Source organism: Alishewanella sp. WH16-1 (assembly GCF_001441695.1).
Classification (GTDB): Bacteria; Pseudomonadota; Gammaproteobacteria; order Enterobacterales; family Alteromonadaceae; genus Alishewanella; species Alishewanella agri.
The window spans coordinates 1-7,981 of the sequence record NZ_LCWL01000035.1 but is presented as its reverse complement, the minus strand read 5'-3'; the positions used below and the strand labels follow the sequence as shown (position 1 = coordinate 7,981).

The 7,981-nt window shown below is 49.4% G+C and carries 6 protein-coding genes; all 6 read left to right on the top strand.

The genetic code is table 11. The annotated features are described in order from the left end of the window. Positions 1 to 122 precede the first annotated feature (122 nt). The 6 genes from cysD to AAY72_RS03835 all read left to right on the top strand — a co-directional run bounded on the left by cysD (position 123) and on the right by AAY72_RS03835 (position 7,967). Entirely contained in the window at positions 123 to 1,031 is a 909-nt protein-coding gene (cysD, locus tag AAY72_RS03860) for a sulfate adenylyltransferase subunit CysD (RefSeq protein WP_057785660.1), read from the top strand. Then, positions 1,031 to 2,434, top strand: coding sequence for a sulfate adenylyltransferase subunit CysN (gene cysN / locus AAY72_RS03855; RefSeq protein WP_057785659.1), 1,404 nt, complete (start codon positions 1,031 to 1,033; stop codon positions 2,432 to 2,434). The genes cysD and cysN overlap by 1 nt, the downstream gene beginning before the upstream one ends. A 22-nt stretch (positions 2,435 to 2,456) precedes the next feature. Next, positions 2,457 to 4,163 (top strand): SLC13 family permease, encoded by a 1,707-nt coding sequence (locus AAY72_RS03850; protein ID WP_057785661.1) that lies wholly within the window; start codon positions 2,457 to 2,459, stop codon positions 4,161 to 4,163. Positions 4,164 to 4,374: 211 nt separating this feature from the next. Beyond that, positions 4,375 to 4,854 (top strand): transposase, encoded by a 480-nt coding sequence (locus AAY72_RS03845; protein ID WP_057785658.1) that lies wholly within the window; start codon positions 4,375 to 4,377, stop codon positions 4,852 to 4,854. A 213-nt stretch (positions 4,855 to 5,067) separates the two neighbouring features. After that, complete coding sequence (locus AAY72_RS03840) at positions 5,068 to 6,480, top strand: mannose-1-phosphate guanylyltransferase/mannose-6-phosphate isomerase (protein ID WP_057785657.1); 1,413 nt, start codon at positions 5,068 to 5,070, stop codon at positions 6,478 to 6,480. Between the two features lie 71 nt (positions 6,481 to 6,551). Further along, on the top strand, positions 6,552 to 7,967 hold the full coding sequence (locus AAY72_RS03835; protein WP_057785656.1) for a phosphomannomutase: 1,416 nt from the start codon (positions 6,552 to 6,554) through the stop codon (positions 7,965 to 7,967). Positions 7,968 to 7,981: the final 14 nt, after the last annotated feature.

Here is a 7,981-nt window from a genome sequence, read left to right as displayed (position 1 = left end):
TACCGGAGACGTGTGGATAAGCTTTGGCCATCTGGATGGAAATATCTTATTCCAAAACAACATTATCGTTTTTAATCTATTCTGATAAGCTGTTGTAATAAGATTGATTATCTGGAGTTACCATGGCAGCCCAGCGCCTTAGCCATTTAAAAGCCCTCGAAAACGAGTCGATTCAAATTTTTCGTGAAGTGGTGGCCGAGTTTGAAAACCCGGTAATGCTGTACTCAGTCGGTAAAGATTCCTCAGTGTTGCTGCACCTGGCCCGTAAAGCGTTTTACCCCGGCAAAATTCCGTTTCCTTTGTTGCATGTCGATACCACCTGGAAATTCAAAGAGATGATTGCCTTTCGCGATCGGATGGCAAAAGAGCACGGCTTTGAACTGTTGGTACATATCAACCCGGATGGTTTGGCGATGAATGTCGGGCCTTTTAGCCATGGCAGCGCCAAACATACCGATATTATGAAAACCCAGAGCTTAAAGCAGGCGCTGGATAAATATAAGTTCGATGCGGCCTTTGGTGGCGCGCGGCGTGATGAAGAAAAATCCCGTGCCAAGGAGCGGGTCTATTCGTTCCGTGACCGAAATCATCGCTGGGACCCAAAGAATCAGCGTCCGGAGCTGTGGAATATCTACAACGGCCGGGTGGATAAAGGCGAGAGTATCCGGGTGTTTCCGTTGTCGAACTGGACTGAGCTGGATATTTGGCAATACATTTATCTGGAAAATATCGACATCCCGCAGCTGTACTTTGCCAAAGCGCGGCCGGTGGTCGAGCGCGACGGTACCTTGATTATGGTCGATGACGAGCGGATGCCGCTAAAAGACGGTGAAGTGCCACAAATGAAGCAAGTCCGTTTCAGAACGCTGGGCTGTTATCCGTTAACCGGTGCGGTGGAATCGAGTGCAGCGACCTTGCCGGAGATTATTCAGGAAATGTTGCTGACGAAAACCTCAGAGCGGCAGGGGCGGGTTATCGACCACGATAGCAGTGGCTCGATGGAGAAAAAGAAAATGGAGGGGTATTTCTGATGAGCCACATTTCAGCGTTAATTGAACAGGATATCCTGGCCTACTTAAAGCAGCACGAAAACAAGCAGTTGCTGCGCTTTATTACTTGCGGCAGTGTCGATGATGGTAAAAGCACCCTGATTGGCCGCTTGCTGCATGACAGCAAAATGATTTTTGAGGACCAGCTGGCGGCGATTACCGAGGACAGTAAAAAAGTCGGCACCCAGGGCAATAAAGTCGATTTGGCGCTGCTGGTCGATGGCTTGCAATCCGAGCGCGAGCAGGGCATTACCATTGATGTGGCGTACCGCTATTTCTCTACCGACAAGCGCAAGTTTATTATTGCTGATACGCCGGGTCATGAGCAGTACACCCGCAATATGGCGACCGGTGCTTCAACCTGTGATTTGGCGATTATTCTGATTGATGCACGCAAAGGCGTGCAAACCCAGACCCGGCGTCACAGCTTTATTTGCTCCTTGCTCGGCATTAAGCATGTCATCGTGGCGATTAATAAAATGGATTTGGTCGATTACTCGCAAAGCCGCTATAAGGAAATTCAGGAAGACTACCTGAAACTGGCCGGTGCTTTGGATATCCCGGATATCCGCTTTGTGCCCATTTCGGCGCTTGAGGGCGATAACGTGGTCAATCCCAGCGAGAAACTGAGCTGGTTCCGTGGTTCAACGCTGATGCAGTATTTAGAGAATATCGACATCAGCCCGGTTGCCAATGAAGATTTTCGTTTCCCGGTACAGCTGGTCAGCCGGCCGAACTCGGATTTTCGCGGCTTTCAGGGCACTATCGCCTCGGGCAGTGTCGCGATAGGTGATGCGGTGCGGGTGTTGCCATCTGGCACGGTTTCCACCGTCAAAGAGATTGTCACCTTTGACGGCAACCTTGACGCAGCCTATGCCGGCCAGGCGGTCACGCTGACACTCAACGATGAGGTGGATATCAGCCGCGGTAATATGTTGGTGAAAAAAGATGCGCTGCCGCATGTGTCATCGCGCTTACGGGCCAGGCTGATTTGGATGCATGAAAACGCCATGAAGCCAGAGCGGCAGTACTACATTAAGTTTGCCTGCAAAACCACCTCCGGCGAGATTGAAAAGCTACATCACCGCATTGATGTGAATACGTTGGCTGAGAAAAATGCGGAAGTGCTGGCGATGAACGAAATTGGTTTGGTGGATGTAAAACTAACCGAGCCGATGGCATTTGATGCGTACAGCAAAAATAAGCAAACCGGTGCTTTTATTATTATCGACCGCTTAAGCAACCTGACGCTTGGGGCGGGGATGATTGAGGCGCCGTTAGTGGCCGAGGTTGCACCGGAAGAAGAGATTACTGGCTTAAGTGAGTTCGAAAAAGAGCTTATATTATTGCTACGTAAGCATTTCCCGCAGCTGAGTAAACACTAAAGTGCTAAGCAGCGCGCTGCTGATGGCGCTATTGCTGGTATTGTTGCTGGTGGCGTTAATCCGCTTTCAGCAACATGCTACCGAGGTGTTCGGTGCCGCCATTTTAGTCATGCTGGCCAGCGGCTTTATTGGTACTAACGAGCTGCTACGCAATGCCGCTAACCCCGGCCTGGCAACGCTAGTGCTGTTGGTGCTGATATCCTACGCCCTGGAAAAAACCAGCCTGCTACGCCGCTTATCGGGTTATCTGTTTACCGATTCAGTCCAAGGCTCAGTGCTGCGCACTGTTGGTTTCTCAGCCTTGGCATCGTCAGTGTTAAATAACACGGCGGTGGTAGCTGCTATGCTGAACGCAGTGTTATCAAATAAAAAGGTGTCGCCGTCTAAACTCCTGATCCCATTATCTTATGCCGCCATTATGGGCGGTACCTTAACCCTGATTGGTACCTCAACCAACCTGATTGTGCATTCGATGCTTACGGAAAAAGGTGAGCCGGGTTTTGCCTTTTTTGACTTTACGCTAATTGGTCTAGGCGTAGTGATCGCCGGTGGTGTGGTGCTGTTAGTCTGCAGTCGCTGTTTGCCGGATGCGGCGCTAAACCGGGAAAAAATTACCGAATATCTTTTAGAGGCAAAGCTCAGTAATGATTCGCCTTTGGTAGGGAAAACGGTAGAAGAGGCTGGCTTACGTAATCTTGATGAGTTGTTTTTAGCTGAAATTGTGCGTGGTAGCCAGTTAATCCGCCCGGTCGCCCGTTATCATCGGCTGGAAGCCGGCGATAAGCTTATCTTCAGCGGTAATGTGCAAAAAGTGCAAAGCTTAAAGCAATTTCCGGGACTGCAGTTATTCGCCGAGGAGAATGGCCTGGCAACACAACAACTGACTGAAGTGATTATCAAAGAAGACTCAGCTCTGATCGGCCAGAGCTTAAAAGATACCGGTTTTCGGGCACGCTTTGATGCAGCCGTTGTTGCGCTGCGCCGTGAAGGGGGCAGGGTAAGTGGCAAGCTCGGCGACGTTGAGCTCAAAGCCGGTGATTTTTTGCTGCTGGCAACCGGCCCGGATTTCGCTGGGCGACAAAACCTCAGTAAAAACTTCTATGTGTTATCAGGAATAAAGCCGGATCACATGTTAAGCGGCTGGCGGGAGAAGCTGACCTGGTGGGGCTTTGCGGCGATGATCGCCGTCAGTGTGCTAACCGATATTTCGCTATTAGGTGCCAGTATCTTTTTACTTGCGGTGCTGCTGTTCAGCGGTTGCTTATCGGTAAATGAAATTAAACGCCGCTTTCCGGTAGAAATCTGGTTGATTGTCTGTGGCGCGCTGAGTATTGCCACTGCAATGAACACGACGGGGCTTTCGGCGCTTATCAGTCAGTTTGCCAGCGAGGCGCTGGCCGGGCAGTCGCCATTGTTAACCTTTATCGGCATTATGCTGCTCACTTACGCCCTAACCGAAGTCATCACCAATAATGCAGCTGCGGCGCTGATGTTCCCGATTGCCTTTAGCTTGGCCGAAGGCTTGGGAATCAATACCATGCCAATGGTGATGGGGGTTGCCTTTGCCGCATCCGCCAGCTTTATTACGCCGTATGGCTATCAAACTAACCTGATGGTGTTTAACGCCGGCAACTATCAGCTGCAACACTTCGTAAAAGTCGGTGCACCTGTCGCCGCCACCTACTTGCTGGTCAGCATTCTGCTAATCCCACTGGTATTCCCCTTCTAACTTATCCACACGTGTCCGGTACCGGTCTGACCACTTTATCCACACGTGTCCGGTACCGGTCTGACCACTTTATCCACATGTCTCCGGTACCGGCTAGACCTCTTACCACTAATGGCTCAATTTGCAATCAGCCAGTTCATCATCTATTTTAAAATTTATTTAACACGGGGTTAATAAAGTGGCTCGTAAACCGCGCTGTTTCGTAAGTGGAATGCCCTATCATATTGTTAATCGGGGGCATAACCGTATGCCTTGCTTCGGCTGTGAGGCAGACAAAGCGATATTTTTCAGTATCTTATGTAATAAATTACAAGAGTTTTCGGTGAAGCTTCACGCCTTTGTGCTGATGTCTAATCATTATCATTTGCTGGTTACGCCGGAGGATGGGGCGGAAGTACCACATTTTATGCAATGTCTGGGGCGGAAGTTTGCTGGCTATTTTAATACGACTAAAGCGCGCAGCGGCACGGTATGGGATGGTAAATATTTCGCCAGTGTCATCGAAAGTGACTACTATCTACTCGCCTGTTATCGCTACATCGAACTCAATCCAGTGCGCGCTGGCCTGGTTAGTTCGCCCGGTGGATATCATTGGTCAAGCTTTCACAGTAATGCTTGTGGTATGAAGTCGAATATTCTTGAGCCTCACCGCACCTATCAGGCATTGGGTGATACCACTTTTAACCGATAGAAAGCTTATCGTGAGTTGTTCACTCAACCGATCAGCGAGCAAGAACTCAGTGCTATTCGAAGTGCATTATCGAAAAATCGAGTCAGCCCGATTGTTTCGAAACTCGTCGGACCGGTACCGGAGACATGTGGATAAGTTCTTCTTCAAGAGTGTTTGCTTAATTCTTGCGATGATTTAAAGTAACTGCAGAAAAAACGACGTCAAGGATCGAGCATGCTTTTACCCGTTATTATGGCCGGTGGCACTGGTAGCCGCTTATGGCCTTTATCCCGTGAGTTAATGCCAAAGCAGTTTCTTAAACTGTGTGGCGACACTACCATGTTGCAAGCTACGGTACAGCGTTTACAGGGCTTAGAGCTTGAAACACCTCTAGTCATCTGTAACGAAGAGCACCGTTTCATTGCCGCCGAACAGTTGCGACAGATTGACAGGCTAAACCATAACATTATTCTTGAGCCTGTGGGGCGTAATACCGCACCAGCTATTGCCCTTGCTGCACTTACCGCTATTAAACAAGGGCAAGATCCGCTATTGCTCGTTCTTGCGGCAGACCACGTTATTCAAGACAGTGAAACCTTTCATCAGGCGATAGCAAAGGCGACTACCCTGGCGCAGGCCGATCAGCTGGTTACGTTTGGCATAGTCCCAACAGCGGCTGAAACGGGCTATGGCTATATTCGTCGCGGGGTAGCAACTTCCTTGTCAGATCAAGCTTTTAGCGTGGCAGAATTTGTTGAGAAACCTGGTTTAACAACAGCTCAGCAGTATTTAGAGAGTGGCGAGTATTACTGGAATAGCGGAATGTTTATGTTTAAAGCCAGTGTCTACTTAGCTGAGCTTAAACAATTCCGACCAGAAATCTTAGCTGCATGCGAGGCGGCTATCTCTAATGTTGAGCCAGATCTTGATTTTATCCGGGTAGATAAAGAAGCCTTTTCAGCGTGCGTCGCAGACTCAATCGACTACGCTGTCATGGAAAAAACAACTAAGGCAGTGGTAGTGCCAATGGCTGCTGGCTGGAGCGACGTTGGCTCCTGGTCTTCGCTCTGGGAGATCAGTAGCAAAGACCAAGCGCACAATGTTCATCTGGGGCAGGTGTTTCAGCATAATTCTCAACACAATTATGTCTATGCCGAAACCGGTATTGTAGCAACAGTGGGGCTGCAGAACACCGTTGTCATCCAAACAAAAGATGCTGTATTAGTTGCAGCCAAAGATAAGGTGCAAGATGTAAAAAACATCGTGCAACAACTTAAAGCCGCAGGCCGTAGTGAGCATTATATCCACCGTGAGGTATACAGACCCTGGGGCAAATACGATAGTATTGACAATGGCAGCCGCTATCAGGTTAAACATATTAGCGTGAAGCCAGGCGAAAAATTGTCTATTCAAATGCATCATCACCGGGCTGAACACTGGATAGTAGTGCACGGCACAGCGAGAGTCACTATTAATGAGCATGAGCAGTTGCTCACTGAAAACCAGTCGGTGTACATACCTATCGGCGCAGTGCATTCGCTGGAAAACCCAGGGAAAATACCGCTTGAACTTATTGAAGTTCAATCCGGCGCCTACTTAGGCGAAGACGATATCGTCCGTTTCTCGGATCGCTACGGCCGCAGCTAACTTATCCACACGTCTCCGGTACCGGTCAGAGGTCATACCGGTACCGGAGTGCTGTGGATAACTGAGGGGTTATGAGTAGAAAACTAAGTGATATTATACAGTGCAGTGGTATCGCCTTTGGTACCAGCGGCGCCCGGGGGCTGGTAATAGACTTTTCGCCAGCAGTATGTTCTGCCTTTACTCAAAGCTTTTTACAGACAATGGCGAGGCGTTACTCATTCTCTGCAGTGGCTATCGGTATCGACAACCGTCCAAGTAGCCCGGCGATGGCGCAACATTGTGCAGCTATGGCGCAGGCGATGGGTTTAGCGGTTCATTATTACGGCGTATTACCGACACCGGCATTGGCATTGCAGGCTGCAAAAGAGCAGATACCTGCGATTATGATTACCGGTAGTCATATTCCATTCGACCGCAATGGTATTAAATTCTATCGGCCCGATGGCGAAATCAGTAAAGCGGATGAGCAAAGTATTCTCAGCTGTTCCGACAAGCTGCTGCATACCATGCCAAGCACACTTACTGCCAACGGCAAAGCGGCACACGCCTATCTGCAACGATATCGCGAAATCTGCCCGGTAAACTGCCTGAAAGGTAAACATATCGGTATTTACGAACACTCCAGTGCCGGGCGCGACCTGTATCATCAACTACTTACCGAGCTTGGGGCTAAAGTTACCCGGCTGGAGCGTACCGATCACTTTGTCCCCATCGATACCGAAGCGGTCTCTGAAGCTGACCAACAAAAAGCCCGGCAGTGGGCAACAACTTTTCGGTTTGATGCGATTTTTTCTACTGACGGCGATGGCGATCGGCCACTTATCGCCGATGAAAACGGTAACTGGCTGCGGGGGGATACTGTTGGCTTGCTCACCGCCAAAGCGCTGAAAATACAGGCTTTGGCAGTGCCGATAAATGCCAATAGTGCCATCGATTTGTGCGGTAATTTTGCTAAGGTACAGCGCACCCGGATAGGCTCGCCTTATGTTATTGAGGGCATGCAGCTATTACAGCGTCAATATGCCAGCGTAGCGGGCTTCGAGGCAAATGGGGGATTTTTACTGGCGTCCGACATCAAAGTAAACAGCCACGAGCTATCGGCATTACCCACCCGTGATGCTTTACTCCCTTTTATCGCTATTATGCTGCTCGCTGAAGGTAAACCAGTTTCAGCTCTGAGTCGGGAGTTGCCACAACGCTTTACTGCCAGTGAACGCATCCAAAATGTTCCGGCGGAACTAAGCCAAAAACTGCTGGCTATCGCGGCGTCTCAGCCTGAACTTATTTTGCAGCAATTGGGAATGACAGACACAACCACGCAAGATATCGATCAAACTGACGGTGTGCGTCTTACCCTGAATAATGGCCATATTCTGCATTTCAGAGCCTCAGGTAATGCACCTGAACTGAGAATTTACAGCGAAGCTGATACCGATATCACTGCCAAACATCTTGCACAGCTCGGCACTCAGCTAAAACTCAACTAACTTATCCACACGTC